This window comes from Pseudomonas sp. dw_358 (assembly GCF_018449655.1).
GTDB lineage: Bacteria > Pseudomonadota > Gammaproteobacteria > Pseudomonadales > Pseudomonadaceae > Aquipseudomonas.
On record NZ_JAAVUX010000015.1, the window covers coordinates 1 to 24,527 of the forward strand.

At 62.9% G+C, this 24,527-nt stretch carries 15 protein-coding genes; 9 read left to right on the forward strand and 6 right to left on the reverse strand.

Annotation, left to right across the window (positions count from 1 at the left end; genetic code table 11):
* The first annotated feature begins 122 nt into the window (after positions 1–122).
* Genes recC through recD form a run of 3 tightly spaced genes read left to right on the forward strand, consistent with a single transcriptional unit; the run spans position 123 to position 9,381 of the window.
* Complete coding sequence (recC, locus tag HB675_RS19435; RefSeq protein WP_213880534.1) at positions 123–3,617, forward strand: exodeoxyribonuclease V subunit gamma; 3,495 nt, start codon at positions 123–125, stop codon at positions 3,615–3,617.
* A gap of 8 nt (positions 3,618–3,625) precedes the next feature.
* The gene (gene recB / locus HB675_RS19440; protein ID WP_213880686.1) at positions 3,626–7,300 is read left to right on the forward strand and encodes an exodeoxyribonuclease V subunit beta; all 3,675 of its coding nucleotides are present in this window, start codon (positions 3,626–3,628) and stop codon (positions 7,298–7,300) included.
* The gene (gene recD, locus HB675_RS19445) at positions 7,297–9,381 is read left to right on the forward strand and encodes an exodeoxyribonuclease V subunit alpha (protein ID WP_213880688.1); all 2,085 of its coding nucleotides are present in this window, start codon (positions 7,297–7,299) and stop codon (positions 9,379–9,381) included. Before recB ends, recD begins: the two co-directional genes overlap by 4 nt.
* A 9-nt stretch (positions 9,382–9,390) precedes the next feature.
* On the opposite strand, the gene HB675_RS19450 is transcribed toward recD, so the two are convergent.
* From HB675_RS19450 to HB675_RS19470, 5 genes are all read right to left on the reverse strand, one after another.
* A complete protein-coding gene (locus HB675_RS19450) occupies positions 9,391–10,908 on the reverse strand; it encodes an amino acid ABC transporter permease/ATP-binding protein (RefSeq protein WP_213880537.1) in 1,518 nt (505 codons plus the stop codon).
* Between the two features lie 54 nt (positions 10,909–10,962).
* Positions 10,963–11,745 carry a transporter substrate-binding domain-containing protein gene (locus HB675_RS19455; protein ID WP_213880539.1) on the reverse strand — a complete coding sequence of 261 codons (783 nt, stop codon included), beginning with the start codon at positions 11,743–11,745 and terminating at the stop codon, positions 10,963–10,965.
* Between the two features lie 59 nt (positions 11,746–11,804).
* On the reverse strand, positions 11,805–12,839 hold the full coding sequence (locus HB675_RS19460) for a 2-oxoglutarate and iron-dependent oxygenase domain-containing protein (protein WP_213880540.1): 1,035 nt from the start codon (positions 12,837–12,839) through the stop codon (positions 11,805–11,807).
* A 13-nt stretch (positions 12,840–12,852) separates the two neighbouring features.
* Positions 12,853–13,716 (reverse strand): sugar phosphate isomerase/epimerase, encoded by an 864-nt coding sequence (locus tag HB675_RS19465; RefSeq protein ID WP_213880542.1) that lies wholly within the window; start codon positions 13,714–13,716, stop codon positions 12,853–12,855.
* A 173-nt stretch (positions 13,717–13,889) separates the two neighbouring features.
* Complete coding sequence (locus HB675_RS19470; RefSeq protein ID WP_213880544.1) at positions 13,890–14,843, reverse strand: LysR family transcriptional regulator; 954 nt, start codon at positions 14,841–14,843, stop codon at positions 13,890–13,892.
* A 93-nt stretch (positions 14,844–14,936) separates the two neighbouring features.
* On the opposite strand from HB675_RS19470, the gene HB675_RS19475 reads away from it, so the two are divergent.
* From HB675_RS19475 to HB675_RS19500, 6 genes are all read left to right on the forward strand, one after another.
* Complete coding sequence (locus HB675_RS19475; protein WP_213880546.1) at positions 14,937–16,460, forward strand: CoA-acylating methylmalonate-semialdehyde dehydrogenase; 1,524 nt, start codon at positions 14,937–14,939, stop codon at positions 16,458–16,460.
* 10 nt (positions 16,461–16,470) lie between these two features.
* Positions 16,471–17,355, forward strand: a complete 885-nt coding sequence (gene mmsB / locus HB675_RS19480) for a 3-hydroxyisobutyrate dehydrogenase (protein ID WP_213880548.1) — start codon at positions 16,471–16,473, stop codon at positions 17,353–17,355.
* Positions 17,356–17,679: 324 nt separating this feature from the next.
* The gene (locus HB675_RS19485) at positions 17,680–18,270 is read left to right on the forward strand and encodes an NAD(P)H-dependent oxidoreductase (RefSeq protein WP_213880550.1); all 591 of its coding nucleotides are present in this window, start codon (positions 17,680–17,682) and stop codon (positions 18,268–18,270) included.
* Between the two features lie 45 nt (positions 18,271–18,315).
* Positions 18,316–19,212, forward strand: coding sequence for a LysR substrate-binding domain-containing protein (locus tag HB675_RS19490; protein WP_213880552.1), 897 nt, complete (start codon positions 18,316–18,318; stop codon positions 19,210–19,212).
* Between the two features lie 71 nt (positions 19,213–19,283).
* A complete protein-coding gene (gene ggt, locus HB675_RS19495; protein WP_213880554.1) occupies positions 19,284–20,951 on the forward strand; it encodes a gamma-glutamyltransferase in 1,668 nt (555 codons plus the stop codon).
* Entirely contained in the window at positions 20,948–22,396 is a 1,449-nt protein-coding gene (locus HB675_RS19500) for a hypothetical protein (protein WP_213880556.1), read from the forward strand. The genes ggt and HB675_RS19500 overlap by 4 nt, the downstream gene beginning before the upstream one ends.
* A gap of 30 nt (positions 22,397–22,426) precedes the next feature.
* Here HB675_RS19500 and HB675_RS19505 read toward each other — a convergent pair whose 3' ends face one another.
* Complete coding sequence (locus tag HB675_RS19505; RefSeq protein ID WP_213880558.1) at positions 22,427–24,343, reverse strand: methyl-accepting chemotaxis protein; 1,917 nt, start codon at positions 24,341–24,343, stop codon at positions 22,427–22,429.
* Positions 24,344–24,527: the final 184 nt, after the last annotated feature.

Consider the following 24,527-nt stretch of genomic DNA (forward strand, 5'->3'; position numbering starts at 1 on the left):
AGTAGCTCGACGCCACAACGTCGCAACGTTTTGACTGACCCCAGCGCAGGCCTCTCTGTACCCTTGTGGTAAGGTTTCCTCCCTGAAAAGCCTCAATGCCTGCTCACAACAAGGACGCCAGCATGCCGCAAGCCCGCCCTCTCACCCCCGGTTTCATGGTGGTTCACGGCAATCGCCTGGATGAATTGCGCAACCTGGTGGTCAGCTGGATGCAGCGTTACCCGTTGGCTCCGCTCGAGAATGAAATTGCCCTGGTGCAGAGCAACGGCATTGCTCAATGGCTCAAACTTGCCTTGGCCGAGGACCCGCAGGAGGATGGCGCAGGTGGTTGCGGCATCGCGGCTGCGATCGACGTCCAACTCCCAGGCAGCTTCATGTGGCAGCTCTACCGCAATGTTCTGGGCCGCGACCAGATCCCGCCATCATCGCTGTTGGACAAGGCACCTCTGACCTGGCGCTTGATGCGTCTGCTACCCGAACTGATCAATCGGCCTCACTTCGAACCGTTGCAGCGTTTTCTGACCGACGACAACGACCTGCGCAAGCGTTACCAACTGGCCGAGCGTCTGGCAGACTTGTTCGATCAATACCAGGTCTACCGCGCCGACTGGCTCGAAGACTGGGCGGCCGGCAAGCATCAGTTGCGCAGCGGTCGAGGTGAAGCCAAACCTTTACCTCCTGCCAATTGCTGGCAGGCCGAGCTATGGGGCGCGCTCCTTCAAGACGTCGGCGCAGAGGGCATGGCGCAAAGTCGCGCCGGCGTGCACCGGCGTTTCCTCGAGCGCATCACCACCTTGGAAGATGCGCCAAAAGGGCTGCCGTCCAGAGTCATTGTCTTTGGTATTTCCTCGCTGCCCGCTCAGGCGCTCGAAGCCCTGGCCGGTCTGGCGCGTTTCAGTCAGGTCCTGTTGTGCGTGCACAACCCTTGCCGACACCACTGGGCGGACATCGTCGCGGACAAAGACCTGTTGCGTCACCAGTACAAGCGCCAGGCCCGCAAGCCGGGTACGCCGGCCATCATCGACGCGGATTCGCTGCACCAGCATGCCCATCCTCTTCTGGCCGCATGGGGCAAGCAGGGCCGAGACTACATCAATCTCCTGGACAGTCACGACGACCCTAGCCTCTACCGCGAGGCCTTCCGCGATGCGCGGATCGACCTGTTCAGCGAGAGCGAGCCCACCACCGTGCTGAGTCAATTGCAGGACGACATCCTCGAACTGCGCCCCCTGGCCGAAACCCGTGCCACCTGGCCGCCTGTCGATACCGGCAATGACCGTTCGATCCGCTTCCATGTGACCCACAGTGCCCAGCGTGAAGTCGAGGTATTGCATGATCAGTTATTGGCCCGTTTCAGCGCCGACCCGAAACTGAGGCCACGGGATATCATCGTCATGGTGCCCGACATCGATGCCTACGCCCCGCATATCCGTGCCGTGTTCGGTCAGCTCGAACACAACGATCCGCGCTTCATTCCCTTTACCCTGACCGACCAGGGACAGCGCGGCCGCGAGCCCTTGCTGATTGCCATCGAGCACCTGCTGAAACTGCCAGACAGCCGCTTTCCTGTCAGCGAGATTCTCGACCTGCTGGATGTACCCGCGCTGCGCAACCGTTTTGGCATTGCCGAGCGCGACCTGCCCACGCTGCACCGCTGGATCGAAGGCGCAGGCATTCGCTGGGGGCTGAACGCCGAGCAGCGTGCCGGCATGGGGCTGCCCGGGGACCTGGAGCAGAACAGCTGGCGTTTCGGCCTGCGCCGCATGTTGCTCGGCTATGCCGTCGGCACGGGCGAGGCCTGCGGCGGCATCGAGCCCTACGATGAAATCGGTGGTCTTGACGCTGCCCTGATCGGGCCACTGGTTGCGCTGCTGGATGCATTGCAAATTGCTCATCAGCAACTGTCCGCACCGGCAACGCCCGCAGCGTGGGGGACACGGCTGCGTGACCTGCTGCAAGTCTTCTTCCTCGCCAGCCATGAACACGACGAGTACCTGCTGGCTCAACTGGAAGACCTGCGCGAAGACTGGCTGCACATCTGTGAGTCGGTCAACTTGCAGGAATCGCTGCCTCTCACCGTGGTACGGGAAGCATGGCTGGCCGGTATGGACCAGGGCAAGTTGTCCCAGCGCTTTCTCGCCGGCGCGGTCAATTTCTGCACCCTGATGCCCATGCGTGCCATTCCCTTCAAGCTGGTCTGTCTGCTGGGCATGAACGACGGCGACTATCCGCGAGCCCAGGCGCCGCTGGATTTCGACCTGATGGGCAGCGACTACCGGCCGGGTGACCGCTCCCGGCGCGAAGACGACCGCTACCTGCTGCTTGAAGCGCTGTTGTCCGCACGTGAACAGTTATATGTCAGTTGGGTGGGCCGCAGTATTCGCGACAACAGCGAGCGACCGGCGTCGGTACTCATCGGGCAGTTGCGCGATCATCTGGCAGGTGGCTGGCAGCTGGCCAGCGATCAATCCGCTGACAGGGCCCTGGCCGGTGAGCAGCTGCTGCATGCCCTGACCCTGGAACATCCGTTGCAACCCTTCAGCGCCCGTTACTTCCATGAGGGCAACCCGCAGCTCTTCAGCTTCGCCGGTGAATGGCAATTGCTCCATCAACCCCAGCCGCCAGCCTCGGCGCCTCGGCCGCTGGCCCCCTATGAGGCGGAAGAACCGCTGAGCCTGGCGCAACTGCAAGACTTCCTGCGCCACCCCATACGGCACTTCTTCAGCCAGCGATTGAAAGTGTATTTCGAGGCCGCCCAGGCGCCCTTGGCCGATGAAGAACCTTTCGTGCTCGACGCGCTGCAGCGTTACAGCCTCAGCGAAAGCCTGCTGCGCGCCGCCATGGTTGACTCAGGTAGCGTCGAGGTTGCGCTGGCGCAACAGGCATTGCGTCTGCAAGGCAGCGGGCAACTGCCCATGGCCGGCTTCGGCGAATTCATGCAGCAGGAATTGATCGCGCCTCTGCCCGATCTGCTAGAGCGCTACCAGCAGTTGCGGGTGCTGTGGCCTACCCCGGTGCACAGCGCCATGCCACTCTCGTTCGAGCACCAGGGGTTGATGCTGGAAGGCTGGCTGGGTGGCTTGCATCGGCGTGCCGACGGCGGGCTGCTGAGCGTCGAGACCATTGCCAATGCCATCGGCCCGTTGCGTACCCGCAAATGGCATCGCCTGACCCGGGCCTGGGTTACCCATCTGGCCGCCTGCGCCATGGACCTGCCGCTGACCACCGCGTTGGTCGCCAGTGACGACACCCTTGTGCTCAAGGCCGTGCCCCTTGCAATGGCGCGCCAGTGCCTGGGTGATCTGTTGCTGGCCTGGCAGTCCGGCATGCGTCGGCCGCTGCCGGTTGCTGTCAAGACAGCCTTCGCCTGGCTGGGCCAGAGCGACCCGGACAAAGCCTTGGCTGCTGCCCGCAAAGCCTATGAAGGCGATGGTTTGACCACCGATGGCGAGCGTCGGGAAAGTCCTGCCCTGGCCCGCCAGTACCCCGATTTCGATAGCTTGCTGGCCAGCGAAGAGTTCGAAGGCTGGGCCGAAGCCCTTTACAAACCCATGTTCGAGGCCGGCTGGCAATCCATCGACGCCTCTGCCGACACCGACGCGAGGGAGCGCCCATGAATTCGCCCATTGAGCCGCGTCTGCCGCTGGCCTTGACGTTCCCGCTGCGTGGCAGCCAATTGATCGAGGCCAGTGCCGGCACCGGCAAGACCTTTACCATTTCTGCGCTGTATCTGCGTCTTATCCTTGGCCACGGTGGCGCCGAAGCCGGCTTCGGCCGCGAACTGTTGCCGCCGCAGATTCTGGTAGTGACCTTCACCGAGGCCGCCACCCAGGAGTTGCGCGACCGTATACGCCTGCGCCTGACCGAGGCGGCGCGCTTTTTCCGCGACGAGATCGCCAGCCCCGATGCGCTGCTCTCCAGTCTGCGCGACGAGTACCTCGCGGTGCAGTGGCCCGGCTGCGCCGCGCGTCTGGACATCGCCGCCCAGTGGATGGACGAGGCGGCAGTCTCCACCATCCATGGCTGGTGTCAGCGTATGTTGCGCGAGCACGCCTTCGACAGCGGCAGCCTGTTCACCCAGACTCTGGAGACCGACCACAGCGAACTGCTGGGCGAAGTTCTGCGCGATTACTGGCGGCGCTTCTGTTACAGCATGCAGGGCGGCACCTTGAACTGGGTACGCAGCAACTGGGGCGGTCCAGCCGCCCTGCTGCCTCGCGTGCGGGCCTTGTTCGGCAGCCCGCGCAAAGAAGGTTCGGGGCTGGAGCCTGCCGCCATGATCGAGGCCACCTTGCTGGAGCGCCGGCAGTCATTGGCTGAGCTGAAACTGCCCTGGCTGCAATGGGCGGCCGAACTGCGAGAGATCTTTCATTCGGCGCTGGCCAGCAAGGCTGTGGATGGCCGCAAGATCCAGGCGCGCTACTTCGAACCCTGGTTTGAAAAGCTCAGTGCCTGGGCCCAGGACGATAGTCTGGAACCACTGGACATCGGCACCGGTTTTACCCGACTGACTCCGGATGGCGTCGCCGAGGCCTGGAAAACCGAGCCGCCCGCGCACCCGGCGCTGGTTGCCATGCTCGACTTGCCCCAGCGTCTGGCCGCGTTGCCGACACCCGATGCCGCCGTGCTGGAGCATGCCGCGCAGTGGGTCGGGCAACGCTTCGACGAAGAGAAGCGCCGCCGCGCGGAAATGGGTTTTGACGACATGTTGCTGCGCCTGGACGCGGCCCTGCAAAGCAGTGGCGGCGAGCGCCTGGCCAGCCTGATTCGCGAGCAGTTTCCGGTGGCGCTGATCGATGAATTCCAGGACACCGATCCGGTGCAGTACCGGATCTTTGCCAGCATCTATCCCCTCGAACAGAACGATCCGGGCATCGGCCTGTTTCTGATCGGCGACCCCAAGCAGGCCATCTACGCCTTCCGAGGCGCGGACATCTACACCTACCTGCGTGCGCGGCGAGCCACCGAGGGCCGGCTGCACACTCTGAATACCAACTTCCGTTCCAGCCACGCGATGGTCGAGGCGGTCAACCACCTCTTCCTGCGCGCCGAACAGCGGCCGACAGGGCGCGGTGCCTTCCTGTTTCGTGAAGGGACCGACAACCCTGTGCCGTTTCAGCCGGTTTTGGCACAGGGCCGCAGGGAACGCCTGGTTGTCGATGGCGGCGAAGTGGCGGCGATGAATTTCTGGCAGTTGGCGGCCGACGAACCCGTTTCCGGTCCGGCCTATCGCAGCCGCCTGGCCAGTGCCTGCGCCAGTGAAATCGTGGGTTTGCTCAATGCCGGGCAACAAGGTCGCGCGGGGTTTACCCAAGGTGAGGCGTTGCGCAGCATCCTCCCGGCCGACATTGCCATTCTGGTCCGCGATGGCCGTGAGGCCCAGGCCGTGCGTGCCGAGCTTTCTGCTCGTGGCGTGCGCAGCGTCTATTTGTCGGACAAGGACTCGGTCTTCGCCGCCCAGGAGGCCCATGACCTGCTGAGTTGGCTCAAGGCCTGTGCCGAACCCGATGCCGAGCGGCCATTGCGCGCGGCGCTGGCCAGCATCACCTTGAACTTGTCGCTGGCTGAGCTAGAACGCCTGAACGAGGATGAGCTGGCCTGGGAGCAGCGGATCATGCAATTCCGCAGCTACCGGCACATCTGGCGGGTACAGGGTGTGCTGCCGATGCTGCGCAAGCTGTTGCATGACTTCAATCTGCCGCTGACCTTGATCGGCCGCAGCGACGGCGAGCGCGTCCTGACCAACCTGCTGCACCTCTGCGAATTGCTGCAGCAGGCCTCCGGCGAACTGGACGGCGAGCAGGCCTTGATTCGCCATCTTTCCGAGCACCTGGCCTTGTCGGGGCAGGCGGGCGAGGAGCAGATCCTGCGCCTGGAAAGCGATGAGCAGTTAGTGAAGGTGGTCACCATCCACAAGTCCAAGGGTCTGGAATACCCTCTGGTGTTCCTGCCCTTCATTTGCTCGGCAAAACCGGTGGACGGCAAGCGTCTGCCCTTGGCCTGGCATGATGAACAGGGCCAGGTGCAGGTCACCTTGGCACCCACCGAAGAGCAAATCGAGCTGTCGGACAACGAGCGTCTCGCCGAAGATCTGCGCTTGCTGTATGTGGCCCTTACCCGAGCACGTCATGCCTGCTGGCTGGGCGTCGCGGACCTCAAGCGCGGCACTCGCAAGGAATCGCTGCTGCACCGCAGTGCCATGGGCTATCTGCTGGGTGGCGGTGACGTGCTGCGCGAGTCGGCGCAGCTTTCCCGCTGGCTGGCGGACGCCCAACAAGGGTGCGCCGCCATCAGCCACGGCGCGGTCCCCGAGGATGACGGTCAGCGCTTCGTGCCGCCGCGTAACGAAGCGGCTCTGCGGCGCCCGCGACTGCCACGACGCCGCGCGGCGGAAAACTGGTGGATCGCGTCTTACAGCGCCTTGCGCATCAGCGACGGTAGCGCCTCCGCCGCACCGGACGATGCCCAGGCGCAGAAGCTCACCGATGACGAGCGTCTTGATCCACTGGCCGCACGCCAGATACCGGCCACCAGTGGCGACATTCACCGTTTTCCTCGCGGCCCGGGCCCTGGCACGTTCCTGCACAGCCTCTTGGAATGGGCGGGCAATGAAGGGTTCGCCGACGTCAGCCGGCAACCGGAACTGTTGCAGGATGCCGTAGCACGTCGGTGCAATCGCCGCGGCTGGAACGGCTGGATTGCGACCTTGACTCAATGGCTGGAGCATCTGCTGCAAGCTCCCTTGAACCTTGATCCACAGATTGCGCCTTTCAGCCTCGGCCAGCTCAGCGAGTACCGGATCGAGATGGAGTTCTGGTTCGCCAGCCATCGTGTCGACGTGAAGCGTCTGGATGCGCTGGTCACGGCCGGCACCCACCTCGGCCAGTCGCGTGCGGCGGCGGAAGGGGCACTGCTCAACGGCATGTTCAAAGGATTCATCGACCTGTGCTTCGAGCATGACGGGTGCTATTACGTCGTTGATTACAAATCCAACTGGCTCGGCCCGGATGCACTGTCCTACACCCACGCGGCCATGGTCAACGCTATCCTCGATAACCGCTATGACCTGCAATACGTGCTGTATCTATTGGCCCTCCACCGGCAGTTGAAGGCACGGCTGCCCGACTATGACTACGACCAACATGTCGGCGGCGCCTTGTTCGTGTTCCTGCGCGGTATCGATTCGGCCAGCCAGGGCCTGTATTTCACCCGACCGCCCCGTGAGCTGATCGAACAGCTCGATGTGTTGTTCAGCGGTGGCGTACAGCCTGCCGCCCAATTGCAGGGAGAGCTGTTCTGATGCGCACTTTCGCCGATCTGTTGCCCACCCCGCTGGACGCCGAAGGCCTGGCGCGGTTAAGCCCGTTGACCGCCGTGGATGACTTGCTGACCCTGCTGGAGCGCTGGGTCGAACGCGGCTGGCTGCGCGCCCTGGACAAGGCTTTCGTGGCCTTTCTAGCCGAGCGCGACCCCCTGGCCGACCCGCTGCTGTTGCTGGCGGCGGCACTGACCAGTCACCAGTTGGGCCATGGTCATGTCTGCCTGGACCTGAACGCCACCCTCGCTGAACCCGACTTCGCGCTGTCCCTGCCACCGGAAGGCGACGCGCTGTCCGGTCCCTTGCTGCTGCCCTCGCAATTGCTGCAAAACCTCGATGGTGCCACCTGGCGCCGTGCGGTCGCGCAGAGTGTCCTGGTGGCCGAGGCTGACGACAGCAATGCCGCCGAGGCGCCGCTGGTGTTGTCCGGTTCGCGGCTGTACCTGCGCCGCTACTGGAACTACGAGCGACGCATCGATGAAGCCCTGGGGCGGCGGCTGGCCGCGCCCGAGCCTACCCCCGACGACCTGCGCGTGCGCCTCGATCAGTTGTTCGGGCCGGCGACGGGCGAGCCCATCGACTGGCAGAAGCTCGCCTGCGCCCTGGCCACCCGAGGGGCTTTCAGCATTGTCACCGGCGGCCCCGGCACGGGCAAGACCACCACCGTGGTGCGTCTGCTGGCCTTGCTGCAAGCACCCGCCGTGGCCGCGGGGCAGCCATTGCGTATCCGGCTGGCGGCGCCGACCGGCAAGGCCGCTGCCCGTCTGACCGAGTCCATCAGTGCACAGGTGCTCAACCTCAAGGTCAGTGAAGACGTTCGCGACAAGATCCCCAGTGCCGTCACCACTGTGCATCGCCTGCTCGGCAGCCGTCCGGGCACCCGCCACTTTCGCCACAACGCCGCCAATCCCTTGCCTCTCGACGTACTGGTGGTGGATGAAGCCTCGATGATCGACCTGGAAATGATGGCCAACCTGCTGGACGCGCTGCCCACCCATGCGCGCCTGGTGCTGTTGGGCGACAAGGACCAGTTGGCGTCGGTGGAAGCCGGTGCGGTGCTCGGTGACCTGTGCCGCGATGCCGAAGCCGGTCGCTACAGCCCCCAGACCCGCACCTGGCTGGAGCAGGTCAGCGGCGAGAACCTGGGCACTGGCGAGTTGCAGGAAGGCAGTGCCGAACAGTTTCCACTGGCGCAGCAGGTGGTGATGTTGCGCCACTCGCGGCGCTTCGGGCAGAGCAGTGGCATTGGCCAACTGGCCCGCCAGGTCAACCGCCAGAATGCCCCGGGTGCCAGGACCTTGCTGCAGGAGCGGGCCTATCCAGACATTTATTCGGTGCAGCTCAAGGGCGAACAAGATCGGGCCCTCGAACGCCTGGTGCTGGACGGCCACGGCGGCGGCGAGGACCCACCCCAGGGTTACCGGCATTATCTGCAAGTGCTGCGCGATACTCGTCCAGCGCCAGGGCTGTCCCTCGATGACCTGGCATGGAGCGATTGGGCCCGCCAAGTGTTGACGGCCTTCGACACCTTTCAATTGCTCTGCGCCGTGCGCAAGGGCCCGTGGGGCGTGGAGGGGCTTAACCAGTTGGCCACTCGCACGTTGCTCGACCATGGCCTGATCGAAAACGACAGCCAGTGGTATGAAGGCCGTCCCGTGCTGATGACCCGCAACGACTACGGCCTGGGTTTGATGAACGGCGACATCGGCATTGTCCTGCGCCTGCCGGAAACCACCGGCAGTGAGCATCAGGTCTTGCGCGTGGCCTTCGCCCGCAACGACGGCAAAAGCGGGGGTGTGCGCTTTGTCCTGCCCAGCCGGTTGAACGACGTGGACACGGTGTATGCCATGACCGTGCACAAGTCCCAAGGCTCGGAGTTCACTCACACCGCTCTGGTGCTTCCCGACGCCTTGAACCCGGTGCTGACCAAGGAGTTGATCTACACGGGCATCACTCGCGCGAAAAGCTGGTTCAGCCTGATCGAACCGCGCCAGGGGGTGTTCGAAGAAGCGGTGAAGCGTCGGGTGAAACGCTTGAGTGGATTGCTGGCCGATAACCTCTGAACCGCGCTCCTACGCTGCCCGTTCGATCCCCATGAACTTGCGCACTCGCTCGCTGTGCACATCCTGCCGGATCGCATCAGGCGCCGCGTCGAGCTGAATATGGCCGTTCTCCATGAAAATGACTCGATCGGAAATCGACATGGCGAACTCCATTTCGTGGGTCACGATCAGCAGCGTCATGCCTTCGCGGGCCAGGCTCTGGATCACGTTCAACACATCGCCCACCAACTCCGGGTCCAGCGCCGAGGTGGGCTCGTCGAACAACATGATCTCGGGGTCCATGGCCAAGGCACGCGCAATGGCCACCCGTTGCTGTTGGCCGCCCGACAGCTGGTGGGGATATTTGCTGGCGTGGGCGAGCAGGCCGACTTTGTCCAACAAAGCAAAGGCCCGATGCTCGCTTACGTCTCGCGCCTGGCCGTGGTAGCGCGGCGCCAGGGTGATGTTGTCGAGAATGGTGCGGTGCGGGAACAGGTTGAAGTTCTGGAACACCATGCCGATGTGCCTGACGCCACGACGCACCTGCGGATTGCCCGGGGTGTCGCTCGCGTTGATGAAGCTTTCACCGAACAGCACGATCTCGCCCTGATCAATGGTTTCCAACCCGTTGATGGTACGAATCAGCGACGTCTTGCCCGAGCCTGACGGGCCGATGATCGCCACCACCTGCCCGGCATTGATACGCAGGTCGATGCCTTTGAGCACGTCGTGGTCGCCGTAGCTCTTGTGAATATTCTGCAGTTGCAGCGCAGGCGCATCCCCCGGCGCGCTGGCCGGCCGTACGTTGACTGCGCTGGCTTTCAGGGAGGCCTTGAGGTCTGCCAATTGGGGCGCAGTCAGGGTTCTTGGCTTGCGCCGATCCAGGCTCAAATAATGCTCCAGGCGCTGGAACAACCAGCCAAACACCGAAACGATCAGCACGTAGTACAGCCCCACAGCCGCCAGGGTTTCCATCACCAGGAAGTTCTGAGCGTAGAGCCTTTGGCCCACGGTGAGCAGTTCGGTGAGGGAGATCACCGATACCAGCGAGGTCAGCTTGACCACGGTGATGTATTCATTGATCAGCGTGGGCAGGGAAATACGAAAGGCCTGGGGAATCACGATCAGCCGCTGCATGCCAAGGGTGCCGACACCCAAGGCACGACCTGCTTCCTTCTGGCCCTTGACCACGGAAATCAGACCGCCACGGTGGATCTCGGCCATGTACGCGGCTTCCGTGACCACCAGGGCCAGTAACCCGGAATTGAATGGGTTGGACAGCACCCCTCCGGTGCCGGGCAGCAACTGCGGCAGGTTATAGACAAACACCACCAGCACCAGCAGCGGGACACTGCGGAAAAACCAGATATAAATACCTGCCGGAACGCTCAGCAGGCGAGAACTCGACAGCTTGGCCGAGGCCAGCAGGAAGCCCAGTACCATGCCGATCAGCCAGGCCAGCCCACTCAGCTCGATGACCGTGAGGCTGGCCTCCCAGAAGGACGGCATGGAAAACAGCGAAAGAAAATACGACCAATCAAATGTCATGGATGGCTCTCGGGCAAGGCCTGCGGCCACCTGGTCGACAGGTGGCCGCCGGTGTCAGTTGGACGCTTCTTCCAGGTCGTACTTCTTCAGAATGGCAGAGTATTCGCCACTTTTCTTGGCCGCGGCGACGGCCTTGAGCAAGGCCTGATAGGTGGCGTCATCGCCTTTCTTCACATAGATACCCAAGGTTTGCGGATACACCAGCTTCTGCGAGGTCACCACCACGCGCCCATTGGTTTTCTGCGCGATCATGTGCGCAGCTCCGGAAATTTCCACCTGAGCCTGAATGTTTTTCGACAGCAACGCCTGAGTGACTTCCGGCGCCGACGGGTACTCGCTGATGGTGATGGCACCTTTGTTGTTCGGCACGCAGTAGTCAGCCGAAAGTTTGTTGAACGCCGCCACCCAGGTGGTGCCCTGCTCAAGACCGACTTTCAGCCCGCACAGGTCTTCCGGTACAGCCGGCTTGAGGTCGCTGTCCTTTGGCACCATGATCGCCGCGCCGGTCTTGGCGTAGGGAATGGTCTGCGCCTGCGCCTGACGTTCGGGGGTGATGTACATGCCGGAAATGATCGCGTCGTAATGGCCGGCGTTGAGGCCCAGGATCAGGTTGGGGAACTTGGTGTCGACGAACTCGGCGGTGGTGCCCATTTCCTTGGCCAGTGCGTGGGACAGCTCGGGGTCCGAGCCGACCACTTTCTTGTCGGCGTCATAGGACTCGAACGGTGGATAGGTGATTTCCATCCCGACCTTCAAGGGTTTTTCGGCGGCAAAGCTGGTACTGGCGCACAACACGGCGGTGGCGAGCAGGGTCAGGCTGGCGGTCTTTTTGGACATGTACGAGTGCTCCGGGGGCGTGATGGGGGTGCGACACACTGATTTCATCAAGGCAACGATCAGGAAGGCTGCGCCTGGTCTTTCAAATGGCCGAAGCTCGACGGCTTGCGCGCCTTGCTCGGCAGTTGGATCTCACCGTTTTCGACCTTGCGACGCAAGTACTGATAACTCTGCAGCGCCTGGCCGAACATATGCTCGCCAATGGCGATTTCTTCGTACGCCTGACCGGCCGTGGCAAAGCTGGGCAGCGGCTTGATCTGGGTGTGGTAGTCGCAGGCGTAGAACAACGGAAACGAATAGCGCTCCTGGCCCACCTTGCGCACCCGGTGAGCGGTGGCCACGAAAGTCCCGGCGGTCATGACTTCCAGCATGTCGCCGATGTTGACCACGAACGCGTCCGGGAGCGGCGGGGCATCGATCCATTGATGCTGATCGTTCATCACCTCAAGGCCCGGCTGGTCGGCATGCAGGATGGTGAAGCACTCGTAGTCGGTGTGGGCGCCGATGCCCGGTGCGTCCACCGCGCTGGCATCGAAGGGGTAGTGGATCAAACGCAGCTTGGACGGTGGCCGCGTGACCATGGCGTCGAAGTAGGTTTCCTCCAGACCCAACGCCAGGGCAAAGCCGCCGAAGAGCTTGCGGCCCAAGGCAAACACCGCCGCGTAATAGGCTTGCACCGAGGCCTTGAAGCCGGGGACCTCCGGCCAGTGGTTCGGGCCCAGCAAGGGAGTTTTGGCGAGAAACAATGGATCATCGGCGGGCACTTCGTAGCCGATGTCGAACGCCTCCTTGTGGTCCGGCTTGCCCTTGGAATACACCTCTTCGCCTTCGGGCACGAAGCCCTTGTGGGACTCCGATGCGCCGATGTAATGCTGCATCTTGGTGTCCAGCGGCTGGGCGAAATAATCCTCGGCCGCCTGACGCAGGTTGGCGATCAGCGCTGGCGCGATGCCGTGCCCGGTGATGTACAGAAAACCGACATCACTGGCGGCGCGTCCGAGTGCTTCGGCCACCCTCAGGCGGTCTTCCAACTCGCTGCTGAACAGCCCGGTGATGTCCACCACCGGGATACTGCTGAAATTGGCTTCGCTCACGGCATGGCTCCTTTTATGGGTTTTTTGGGGTCTGGCAGGCCTGATTGAATCGATCGAAATGCGCGCGTTCGCAGTGGGCCATCCACACGTTCAGTGACCACAGGTCGGCAACCGGGACATCGGTGAACGGCAGGTGATGCAGATAACCGTCGGCGCCGAACTCCGGTGTCAACGTGCTGATCTCGACTCCCCGCGCTAGTTGGGAGCGCCACACCGCTTCCCAGTGACGCTGGTGGAACGCCAGTTCGCGAGCATATTCCGGTGCGCCGGGGTGCGGCACTTGCGGCCCCTGGTCATAACCGACCCGGGCCTGAATGTGGTGCACGCGCTCGATGAAAGCCGACAGGTCGTCCGCCGGGTCGTCCAGCAGGCGCTCGCAGGTCACGACCCAGTGGCTGATGTCGCTGGTAAAACGCAGGTCCGGCAGCTGGCGGATCAGCTCCAGGGTGACCCAGGGGCTGAACAGCGAACGGGAACGGTGGGTTTCGAAGGTACAGAATTGACCATGCTTGCGCGCCAGAGCCATGGCCTGGCCGTGGAACTCGACCTGTTCGCTCAAACTCCAGCGGTCGTTGCCGGCCAGCAGATTCACGAAGCGCGGCGCCATTTCGCCGGCCAGGCCCAGCTTCATGTCCAGGTCGGCCAGATGCTCGGCGATGCTGGCGGATTGCTTGGGCAACACGTCATAAGCCGTGAATACGGTAGCGATGTAGCCGACGGTATTGGCCTTGAGGAAGGCGGCGAATTCGTGCCGATCAGAGGCTACAAGGGGCAGCCGGGCTTCCAGGCCGGTAAAGCCATGTTCGAGCATTTCCTCCAGGGCTTGCGCCTTGCTGGCGGCGTAGCCCCACAGGCTGCGGAAAATTTCCAGTTTCATCAAATGCCCCTCAGCACGGTCTTGTGACTTTGTAGTGGGCAGTTGCGAAAGGATCGGGCCGGATGGGGCCTCTCTGGGCCCCTGGCGCCGATGTTAGGCAGGGAGGGGAAAGGGAAAGAATAGGAAACTGCAAATCGATAGTTCAGGAATTTCTGAAGTAACCAGACGGTCTGTCAGTCGACAAACCTGAGACTTTGCGTCTCGCCCATTAAATACGGGCGGTTCAGCTCGGTCACCTGGCGGATGTAATCCCACAACAGGGTAATCCGCTTGAGCTTTCTCAAGTCCTCCCGGCAGTACATCCAGAATTGCCGAGTGATATCCACTTCCCTCGGCAACACCGCCACCAACCGCGCATCCTGCGCCGCCAGAAAGCACGGCAATATCGCCAGCCCCCGTCCTTGCAACGCCGCCACGTACTGCGCCACCACGCTGGTGCTGCGCAAATGGGCGTTGGCATTGGGCAACAGGTGGTTGAGGTAGAGCAGTTCCGAGCTGAAGGCCAAGTCGTCGACGTAGCTGATGAAAGGGTGTTCGCTCAGGTGTACCAGGCGCTCGATCGGCCCATGACGCTGCAGATAATCCTGAGTGGCGAACAGCTGCAGGCGGTAGTCGCACAATTTGCAGCACACATAGGCACCGTGCTCCGGGCGTTCCAGGGCGATGACGATGTCGGCTTCGCGTTTGGACAGGCTGATGAAATGAGGCAACGGCAGAATATCGACACTGATCGCCGGGTACTGATCAACGAAATGGCTGAGCTGCGGGGTGATGAAAAAACTGCCGAAGCCTTCTGTACAGCCCATGCGCACGTGCCCGGACAGCGCCATGCTGGCGCCTGACACCTGCTCGCAGGCCATGTGCAGGGTGCTTTCGACGGTTTCGGCGTAGCTCAGCAGGCGCTGGCCGTCGGCGGTGAGGATGAAGCCGCTGTGGCGGGATTTTTCGAAGAGCAAGGTGCCCAGCGCGGTTTCCAGGCCGGTGATGCGCCGCGACACGGTGGTGTAGTCCACCCCCAGGCGCTTGGCGGCGGCGCTGGCCTTGCGCACGCGGGCCACTTCGAGAAAGAACTTCAGGTCGTCCCAGTTCAGGGTCGCGAGCCGTGGTGAGGTCGGGTTTTTTTGCATGATGAACCGGCTTTAATGAGCATTATTATTGGAAGTTTGCACATCTATACTCCTTCACCAAGCTCCCTACAAAAACAATATGCGGAGGTTTTGATGAACGCTTCACTGCAATCCCACACCCAGGTTCACACCGTCAAACTGCTGATCAATGGCCAATGGGTCGAGTCCGAAACCCAGGACTGGCTCGACGTGGTCAACCCGGCCACCCAGGAAGTCCTGGCCAAAGTCCCCTTGGCCACGGCGGCCGAAGTGAACGCTGCCGTCGCCGCGGCCCAGGCGGCCTTCAAGGGCTGGCGCAACACGCCCATTGGCACGCGCATGCGCATCATGCTCAAGTTGCAGGCGCTGATTCGCGAGCACTCGCCACGCATTGCCCGGACCTTGAGCGCCGAGCAGGGCAAGACGATTGCCGATGCCGAGGGCGATATCTTTCGCGGGCTGGAAGTAGTGGAGCATGCCTGCTCCATCGGCAGCCTGCAGATGGGCGAGTTTGCCGAGAACGTGGCCGGGGGCGTGGACACCTACACCCTGCGCCAGCCCATCGGCGTGTGCGCCGGCATCACCCCATTCAACTTCCCGGCGATGATTCCGCTGTGGATGTTTCCCATGGCCATCGTCTGTGGCAACACCTTCGTCCTCAAACCCTCCGAACAGGACCCGCTGTCCACCGTGCAACTGGTGGAGCTGGCGCTGGAAGCGGGCGTTCCGCCGGGTGTGCTGAACGTGGTGCAGGGTGGCAAGGCGGTGGTGGATGCGCTGTGCACTCACCAGGACATCAAGGCAGTGTCCTTCGTCGGCTCCACGGCGGTGGGCACCCATGTGTACGACCTCGCTGGCCAGCATGGCAAGCGCGTGCAGGCGATGATGGGGGCGAAGAACCACGCTGTGGTGCTGCCTGATGCCAACCGGCAGCAGACCCTCAATGCCTTGGTGGGGGCCGCCTTTGGCGCTGCCGGGCAGCGCTGCATGGCCACCTCGGTGGCGGTGCTGGTAGGGGCTGCGCAGCAGTGGCTGCCGGAGCTCAAGGCGCTGGCACAGAAACTCAAGGTCAATGCCGGCAGCGAGCCGGGCACCGATGTCGGCCCAGTCATCTCCAAACGGGCGCGGCAACGGGTGTTGAGCCTGATTGCCAGCGGCGTGGAGGAAGGTGCGACCCTGGAGCTGGACGGGCGCGAGATCACGGTGCCGGGTTTTGAATCGGGTAACTTTGTCGGGCCGACGCTGTTCTCCGGTGTGACCACCGATATGCAGATCTACACCCAGGAAATCTTCGGCCCGGTGCTGGTGGTGCTGGCGGTGGACACCCTTGATGAAGCGATCGCCCTGGTCAACCGCAACCCCTTCGGCAACGGCGTCGGGCTCTTCACCCAGAGCGGGGCGGCAGCGCGCAAGTTCCAGAGCGAAATCGACATCGGTCAGGTCGGCATCAATATTCCGATTCCGGTGCCCGTGCCGTATTTCAGTTTCACCGGTTCCCGTGGCTCCAAGCTCGGCGACCTGGGACCCTACGGCAAGCAGGTGGTGCAGTTCTATACCCAGACCAAGACGGTCACTGCGCGCTGGTTTGACGACGACAGCATCAACGACGGCGTCAACACTACCATCAGCCTGAAGTAGGAGAACGATCATGCACATTGCATTCATCGGCCTGGGCAACATGGGCGCCCCGATGGCGCGCAACCTGATCAAGGCGGGCCATACCCTGCATCTGTTCGACCTCAATCAACAAGTGCTTGGCGAGCTGGCGGAACTGGGCGGCCAGGTCAGCGACTCGCCACGGGACGCCGCTCGCGTGGCGGAACTGGTGATCACCATGCTCCCGGCGGCCGCCCATGTGCGCAGCGTCTACCTGAACGAGGACGGCGTGCTGGCCGGCATCCGTCCCGGCACCCCGACCGTGGATTGCAGCACCATCGACCCGCAGACCGTACGGGACATCTGCGCCGCCGCCGCCAGGCAAGGCGTGAGCCTGGGCGACGCGCCGGTGTCCGGTGGCACCGGCGGCGCTCAGGCAGGAACACTGACCTTCATGGTCGGCGCGAGCCCAGAATTATTTGCGACCCTGCAACCGGTATTGGCGCAGATGGGCCGCAACATCGTCCATTGCGGCGGCGTCGGTACTGGGCAGATCGCCAAGATCTGCAACAACATGCTGCTGGGAATTTCCATGATCGGTGTCTCGGAGGCCATGGCGCTGGGGGATGCCCTGGGCATTGACACCCAGGTGCTCGCCGGAATTCTCAACAGCTCCACCGGACGATGCTGGAGTTCGGACACCTACAACCCCTGGCCGGGGATTATCGACACGGCACCCGCGTCGCGGGGCTATACCGGCGGTTTCGGTGCCGAGTTGATGCTCAAGGACCTTGGCCTGGCCACCGAGGCCGCGCGTCAGGTCCACCAGCCGGTGGTGCTGGGGGCGGTGGCGCAGCAGTTGTATCAGGCGATGAGCCTGCGCGGGGAGGGCGGGCTGGACTTTTCGGCGATCATCAAGGGGTATCGCAAAGCGTAGTGGCTGTGCGATTGAGCCTAGGCCCGAGGCTGACCCCGCCCCCTGCGGGAGCAGCCCTTGGGCCCGATGCAGGTGACCCGGTCGGGCGGGATCGACCGATGATGCCATCGCAGGCGAGCCTTGCTCCCACCGGGTGCAGTGGCAGCCGAAGCTATTCCAGCCAGCCTTAGAATCCCGCGGCTTCAGGTGAAGTCATCCTCTCAATCAAATGCATTAATTGGCTTCCATTCGTTCCCTATAGGCAAAGGTCATTTGCCCCACCCTGCCTTACTCTTACCTTGATCCCCCGGTAACCTGCCTCCATTCATTAACGAGGCACGCCCCATGAAAAAGATTCTGCTCCTCAACGGCGGCAAGCAATTTGCCCATTCCGAAGGCCGCTATAACACCACCCTGCACGACGCTGCCGTGTCGGCCCTGGACCACGCCGGTTTCGACGTGCAGACCACTTTCATCGACGGTGGCTACGACATCAGCGAAGAAGTGCAGAAATATCTCTGGGCCGACGTCATCATTTACCAGATGCCCGGCTGGTGGATGGGTGCGCCCTGGACGGTGAAAAAATACATCGACGAAGTCTTCACCGAAGGCCACGGCAGCCTTTATGCCAATGACGGTCGCACTCGCTCCGATGCCTCGCAGAAGTACGGCAGCGGCGGTCTGATCAAGGGCAAGCAGTACATGATTGCCGCCACCTGGAACGCGCCGCAGCAGGCGTTCGATGACCCCACCGACTTCTTCGAAGGCAAGGGTGTGGACGCGGTCTACTTTGCGTTCCACAAGGCCAACGAGTTCCTGGGCATGACCGCGCTGCCGACCTTTCTCAGCGTCGACGTGATGAAGCGTCCGAACATCGAAGGCGACGTGGCCCGCTACCAGGCACACCTGCTCAAGGTTCTGGGCACTGGCATCTGAACCCATTGTGCGGTTACATCGCGGTTCTGCTGAAGGAGCACTGCGGTGAAGGCCCGATCCGATGAGTTACAACTGTTTGTCGCGGTGATCGAGTGCGGCTCGATCTCGGCGGCGGCCGAACAATTGGGGCAAACGCCTTCGGCGGTCAGCCGCAGCCTGTCGCGCCTCGAAGCCAAGCTCGACACCACGCTGATCAACCGCACCACCCGGCGCATGGACCTGACGGAAGAGGGCCGTTACTTCTTCGAGCAGGCGCGGCTCATTCTCGGTCAGATGGACGCCGTCGAAGAGCGCCTGGCGGCCCGTCATCAGCGGCCCTCCGGGCGTTTGCGGATCAATGCGGCCTCACCCTTCATGCTGCACGCCATCGTGCCCTGGGTGGGCGAGTTTCGCGCGCTCTACCCGGACATCCAGCTTGAGCTCAACAGCAACGACCTGATCATCGACCTGCTGGAGCAAAGCACCGACATCGCCATCCGCATTGGCGCACTGGCCGACTCCAGCCTGCATGCCCGCTCATTGGGCTGCAGCCCGCTGAACATCCTCGCCAGCCCCGAGTATCTGGCCTGCCGTGGCACGCCGCAGCGGGTGCAGGACCTGGCCGATCACACGCTACTGGGTTTCACTCATACCGAGACTCTCAACCACTGGCCCCTGCGCCACGAGGAGGGGGACCGCTGGCTGATTCGACCTCATCTGTCCGCTTCCAGCGGCGAGACCTTGCGCCACCTGGCGCTGGCCGGCGAGGGGGTGGTGTGCCTGTCACATTTCATGACCTTCGCTGACATCGAACAGGGGCGCCTGGTGGTTTTGCTCGCCGACGCCAACAGCGGCTATCGTCAGCCGATCAACGCGGTCTACTACCGTAACTCGCAATTGGCCCTGCGGATTCAGTGCTTTCTCGACTTCATTCAGGCCAAGCTGGCGCAATACGCGTGTTGAGTATTTGATAACTGCGATCACATGAGCCTTAATGACATCATTCGTACCAATTCCGTCGCTAAGGACACTTCATGCGCGTCGTCTGTTTTCGTTCGTTGGCGCTCAGCGCCGCTCTGCTTGCCAGTTCGTCGGCCTATGCCGTGGCGTTGGATGCAGGGGCGGTGGCGGCTCCCGATCAGTACTCTGCCGAGGTGGCGGCGCAGATTCTGAAAAAAGGCGGCAACGCCGTCGATGCTGCGGTAGCGACGGCCTTCACACTGGCGGTGACCTACCCCGAAGCTGGCAACATCGGCGGCGGCGGCTTCATGACCTTGTACGTGCATGGCAAACCTTACTTCCTCGATTATCGTGAAGTGGCGCCCAAGGCGGCCACCCGCAACATGTACCTGGACGACAAGGGCGAGGTGATCAAGAACGCCAGCCTGGTCGGCGCCAAGGCCAGCGGTGTGCCTGGCACCGTGCTGGGCATGTGGGAAGTGCATCGGCGTTTCGGCAAGTTGCCTTGGGCCGAGCTGCTGGCCCCGGCCATCGCCTACGCGAAGAATGGTTTCACTGTGGCCGACCGTCAGGCGCAGTACCAGCAAGACGCAATGACCACCTACAACAACAGCACCAACTTCGCTGACTACTTCGGTGCCATGAAGGCCGGCGACACCTTGCGCCAGCCCGAGTTGGCCGAAACCCTGGGGCGCATCGCCGAGCAGGGCGCCAAGGATTTCTATCGCGGCAAGACCGCGCAGTTGCTGGTGGCGCAGATGCAGCACGACAAAGGCCTGATCACCCATCAGGACCTGCAGGATTACCGCGCCGAATGGCGTGAGCCGATCCGCATCACCTGGCGCGGCAACGTCATCTACACCGCGCCGTTGCCCAGCTCCGGTGGTATCGCCCTGGCCCAGTTGCTGGGCATCAAGGAGCTGCGTGCGGCGGACTTCAAGGGCGTACCGTTGAACTCCTCGCGCTACATCCATTTGCTCGCGGAAATCGAGAAGCGGGTTTTCGCTGACCGTGCCGATTACCTCGGCGACCCGGCCTTTACCCAGGTGCCGGTGCACCACCTGATCTCTGCCGAATACCTCAAAAAGCGTGCGGCCGAGATCAACCCGACGGCAATCTCGCCTACGGACAAGGTCAAGCCGGGCCTGGAGTCACGCCAGACCACGCACTTCTCCATCATCGACAAGGAAGGCAACGCGGTCAGCAACACCTACACGCTCAATTGGGAATACGGCAGTGGCGTGGTGGTGAAGGGCGCCGGATTTCTCATGAACGACGAGATGGACGACTTCAGCGCCAAGCCCGGCGTGGCCAACACCTTCGGTGTGGTGGGCGGCAACGCCAACGCCATCAGCCCGGGCAAGCGCATGCTCTCGTCCATGGCACCGACCATCATTACCCGCAACGGCAACGTCAAGCTGGTCATCGGCACGCCGGGCGGTTCGCGGATCTTCACTTCGATCTTCCAGGTGATCAACGACATCTACGACTATCACCTGCCGCTGGATCAGGCCGTGGCGGCCCAGCGTGTGCACCATCAGTTGCTGCCCAAGGACACGATTTTCTTCGACACCTTCGCACCGCTGGTCAGCCCCGTGGCCGATGAGCTCCAGGGCATGGGCTACACCTTGCAGAACCAAGGCTGGAGCATGGGCGATATCCAGGCCGTGCAGGTCACGGGCACCACGGTGCAGACCGCGTCTGACCCTCGCGGACGTGGCGTTGGCAAAATCGTCAAATGACCCCGCGCGCGACGCTGTGTCTGGGCCTGGGCGCGCTGGTGCTCGCCGGTTGTGCCAGCAAGCCGAGCACGCCGGGAACGCCGGAAACAGCGGCCGAGGCCACACCGCCCTCGGCCGCCGAACAGATGCTGGCCGACACCCTGGCCGGCTCGCCGATCCCTGCCAGCCTGATGCGCGACGGTCAGCGCCTGAGCTATGCGGTGGCGCAATCGAAAAAGGAAGGGGCTGAGCCCTATCAAGCGCAGATGGATGCCAACTGCGATGGCAGCGGCGCGCGGTTGATCTACCTCGACGGCGCCCAGCGCGTCTACCTCGGCAGCAAGGACGGCAAGTACGCGCCCCCGACCGGCATCCCCGGCAAATACCTCGCTCAGCTCAAGGCCAACACGGCCTTCCAGCTGGCCTGCAGCCAACTGCCGGCGGCGGACTGGCGGGTGGCTCACGGCACGGCCAAGGATTCGATGATCCTGATCGACCGCAGCAGCCTGAAGACCGAAGGCGGCGTCACCCAGCTCTGGGGTGCCTACGACGAGCCGCAACTGGGCCATGACAAACCCTACAACGCCCCCGTCGCGCAAAAGCGCGAGCACTATGCCGTCGATTGCGGCCAGCAGACCTACAGCCTGCTGGCCGCTTTCGACCTGGACGACAAACAGACCGTGACCGATGGCAAGGTCTTCGAACACCCCAAATCGGCGCCCGTGGCCAAGGCCCATGTGGACTACCGCCTGCTGTTCGAACTGGTGTGCAAGAAGCCCGAGCGCCTGGCGCAGCTGCCTGCATTCACGGTGCGGGCCATGGCGCCCGCCGCGATGAAAATGCCCGGTGTGACCCCCGAGGCGCTGACGGCGATCAAGCGCCTCGGTCTGCGCGCGCCACCCAAATCTCTCAAACATGTGCTTGAAACCGGTACCTCCAGCCTCAAAGGCAAGGCCGGGACGTTGCATGAGGATCAGTACTTCGACACGGACCGGGCCACCGGCCAGATGGTGGTGCGTGCCCGCGGGGAGGGGTATGAGGGCAGCTCAGTGACCTTCCGAGGTTTGTTCTCGCTGGCGGGCCAGAACCGTTTTCAAAGCGAAGGCCAAGAGATGGTCAGCAACCAGCAACTGCTGGGGCTGACCTTCAGCGGCAACTGGCAGACCCTGCCGGTGGGAGAAAAGCTGAGCTACATGAGCGTGGGCGTGACAGTGAACAGCGCCGCTGGCGCCTATGACCGCGACCCCACCACGGTGCACTGCGACGTCACCGCCGACGGCCCGGCCAGCACGCTCAACCCGGCCTTCACCGGCAACGCCCGGACCTTGCGCTGCAGCACCGACGGTGATGAGTACAAACGGGTGGAGACGGTGTACTACCTGATGGATTACGGCTGGTTCTTCAAGGCCGGGGTGGACCCTAACGCGTTCTACTTTGAAACGCGCAAGGTCGAGTCGGCAGAGTAAGCACGCTTCAGGGCATTCCTGTAGACACCCTCACACCTTGAAATGACTTACCAAGGTCTGCAACTGCCCACCCAGCCGCGCCAGCTCGGCGCTTGATGCGGCGGTCTGTTCGCTGGCCGAGGCGGTCTGCTCCGACACATCGCGGACGTTGACGATGCTGCGGCTGATCTCTTCGGCCACCGCGCTCTGCTCTTCGGCCGCGGTGGCGATCTGCTGGTTCATCGCCTGGATATTCGACACCGTGCGGGTGATGGTTTCCAGCGAAGACCCGGCACGCCGCGTCAACTCGACACTGCTGTCGGTCAGGTTGCGGCTGTTGAGCATCACCGCCGCCACTTGCTGGGTGCCGCTTTGCAGGCCGGCCACCAGGCCTTCGATTTCCTCGGTGGACTTCTGCGTACGCTGGGCCAGCCCGCGCACTTCATCGGCAACCACAGCAAAACCCCGTCCTGCTTCACCGGCGCGCGCGGCCTCGATGGCGGCGTTGAGGGCCAGCAGGTTGGTCTGCTCGGCCACCGCCTTGATCACGTCCATCACGCTGCCGATCTTGTTGCTCTCGTTCTGCAAATTGGTCATGGCTTCGGTGGAGCGGCGCACTTCTTCGGCCAGACGCTCGATCTGGGCAATGGCCTCGGCCACCACCTTGTCACCGGCGCGGGCTTCACGGTCGGCATCGGTGGCGGCTTCGGACGCCTGCTCGGCACTGCGCGCGACTTCCTGCACGGTGGCGGTCATCTCGTGCATGGCCGTGGCCACCTGGTCGGTTTCGATTTTCTGGCTGTTGACCCCGGCGCTGGTCTGCTCGGTGATCGAGGACAGTTCTTCAGCGGCGCTGGCGATCTGCGACACGCCGTCGCGAATCCCGCCGATCAGCTGGCGAAGGGTTGCGGACATGCGCTGAATACCTTGTTGCAGCACGCCCAGTTCGTCGCGGCGGGTGACTACCAGCGTCTCGCTCAGGTCACCACCGGCGATGCGCTCCACGGCGGCCATCGTCTGTTGCAGGGGGCGGGTGATCTGCCGCGTGATGATCCAGGCCGATAACATGCCGAGCAACAATGCCAGCAGCGCGGCGCCCACTTGCAGAGTGCGGGCCTGGGCGCTTTCTTCGTCGCGGCGGTCGACCTGGATCTGGAACAGCTCGTCGCTCAGGCGCACGATGTCGTTGCCTTGCTCGGTCATGTCCTTGCGCGCGGCGTTGATCTCGCCGATGTCGGCCTTGAACGCGCGCAAGGCATCACGGTAGGCGCCCAGCGCCGTCTGCAACTTTGCAAAGGTGGCTTGTTGGTCGGGCAGCGCAGCCTGCAAGGCGGGCAGGGCAGCTATAGCCGTGTCCATTTGGGCGAAAGCGGTCTGTTCGGTTTTTTCGGTGACGTTCCCGGCGTACCCGCGCACTTCATAGCGTACCGCCATGACCTGTTCGCGGGCCTGGGTGACGGCCCCGATGTGAGCGACCTGGGTTTCCCCGGCCGGCTCCGCCAGCACGGTCTTGTTCATCTCTTCCACCAGGGCGTAAGCGTTGGTGGCGGCATCGGCCATGTTCACCCGCGCGGTGGCGCTGGCCACATAGCCTTGGCGCATGCGGGTCAGGGACTGGCCGTAGTCGGCAATACGCTTGTTCTGCTCTTGCAGACGCTGCAAGTTATCCGGGCTCTTGAACGTGTCCAGCAACTGACGTTGTTGCGCGCTGAAGGCATCCAGCTGGACTTGTACTGCCTGGGCGGCGGTCTCGTCACCATTGGTGAGCATGTATTGCAAACGCACCACGCGCAGTTTCGTCAGCCCGCTGTTGAGCTGGGAGATATCCCCCATCCAGTTGCTGCGGGCGATCAACCCACCCAGGCTGGTCCAGCCGATCAGCGCCAGCAGAGCGGTCAACACCAGCACAAGGCCAAAGCCCAGGCAGAGCTTCAAGGTTACGCTGATGTTGCCAAACCAAGTGTTCATGCATTTCTCCAAAAAGCTGCCAAATACGAAACACGCCGCATGAATTGTCGGTTTTAAGGCTGCGAGGCTGTGCTCTAGACCGAGTTATCGGCGGCGTTTGGCAGAGCTGAACATTTTGTTTGCCGGTTCGATGTAATCAATAGCATGGCGAAAGAGTGGCAACGTTCTTGCTTTTGTCGGTATC

Coding starts and splice junctions, on each gene's coding strand:
- recC (WP_213880534.1), top strand. CDS start 123: ATGCCGCAAGCCCGCCCTCTCACCCCCGGTTTCATGGTGGTTCACGGC.
- HB675_RS19450 (WP_213880537.1), bottom strand. CDS start 10,908: ATGACATTTGATTGGTCGTATTTTCTTTCGCTGTTTTCCATGCCGTCC.
- HB675_RS19455 (WP_213880539.1), bottom strand. CDS start 11,745: ATGTCCAAAAAGACCGCCAGCCTGACCCTGCTCGCCACCGCCGTGTTG.
- HB675_RS19465 (WP_213880542.1), bottom strand. CDS start 13,716: ATGAAACTGGAAATTTTCCGCAGCCTGTGGGGCTACGCCGCCAGCAAG.
- HB675_RS19470 (WP_213880544.1), bottom strand. CDS start 14,843: ATGCAAAAAAACCCGACCTCACCACGGCTCGCGACCCTGAACTGGGAC.
- HB675_RS19475 (WP_213880546.1), top strand. CDS start 14,937: ATGAACGCTTCACTGCAATCCCACACCCAGGTTCACACCGTCAAACTG.
- mmsB (WP_213880548.1), top strand. CDS start 16,471: ATGCACATTGCATTCATCGGCCTGGGCAACATGGGCGCCCCGATGGCG.
- HB675_RS19485 (WP_213880550.1), top strand. CDS start 17,680: ATGAAAAAGATTCTGCTCCTCAACGGCGGCAAGCAATTTGCCCATTCC.
- ggt (WP_213880554.1), top strand. CDS start 19,284: ATGCGCGTCGTCTGTTTTCGTTCGTTGGCGCTCAGCGCCGCTCTGCTT.
- HB675_RS19500 (WP_213880556.1), top strand. CDS start 20,948: ATGACCCCGCGCGCGACGCTGTGTCTGGGCCTGGGCGCGCTGGTGCTC.
- HB675_RS19505 (WP_213880558.1), bottom strand. CDS start 24,343: ATGAACACTTGGTTTGGCAACATCAGCGTAACCTTGAAGCTCTGCCTG.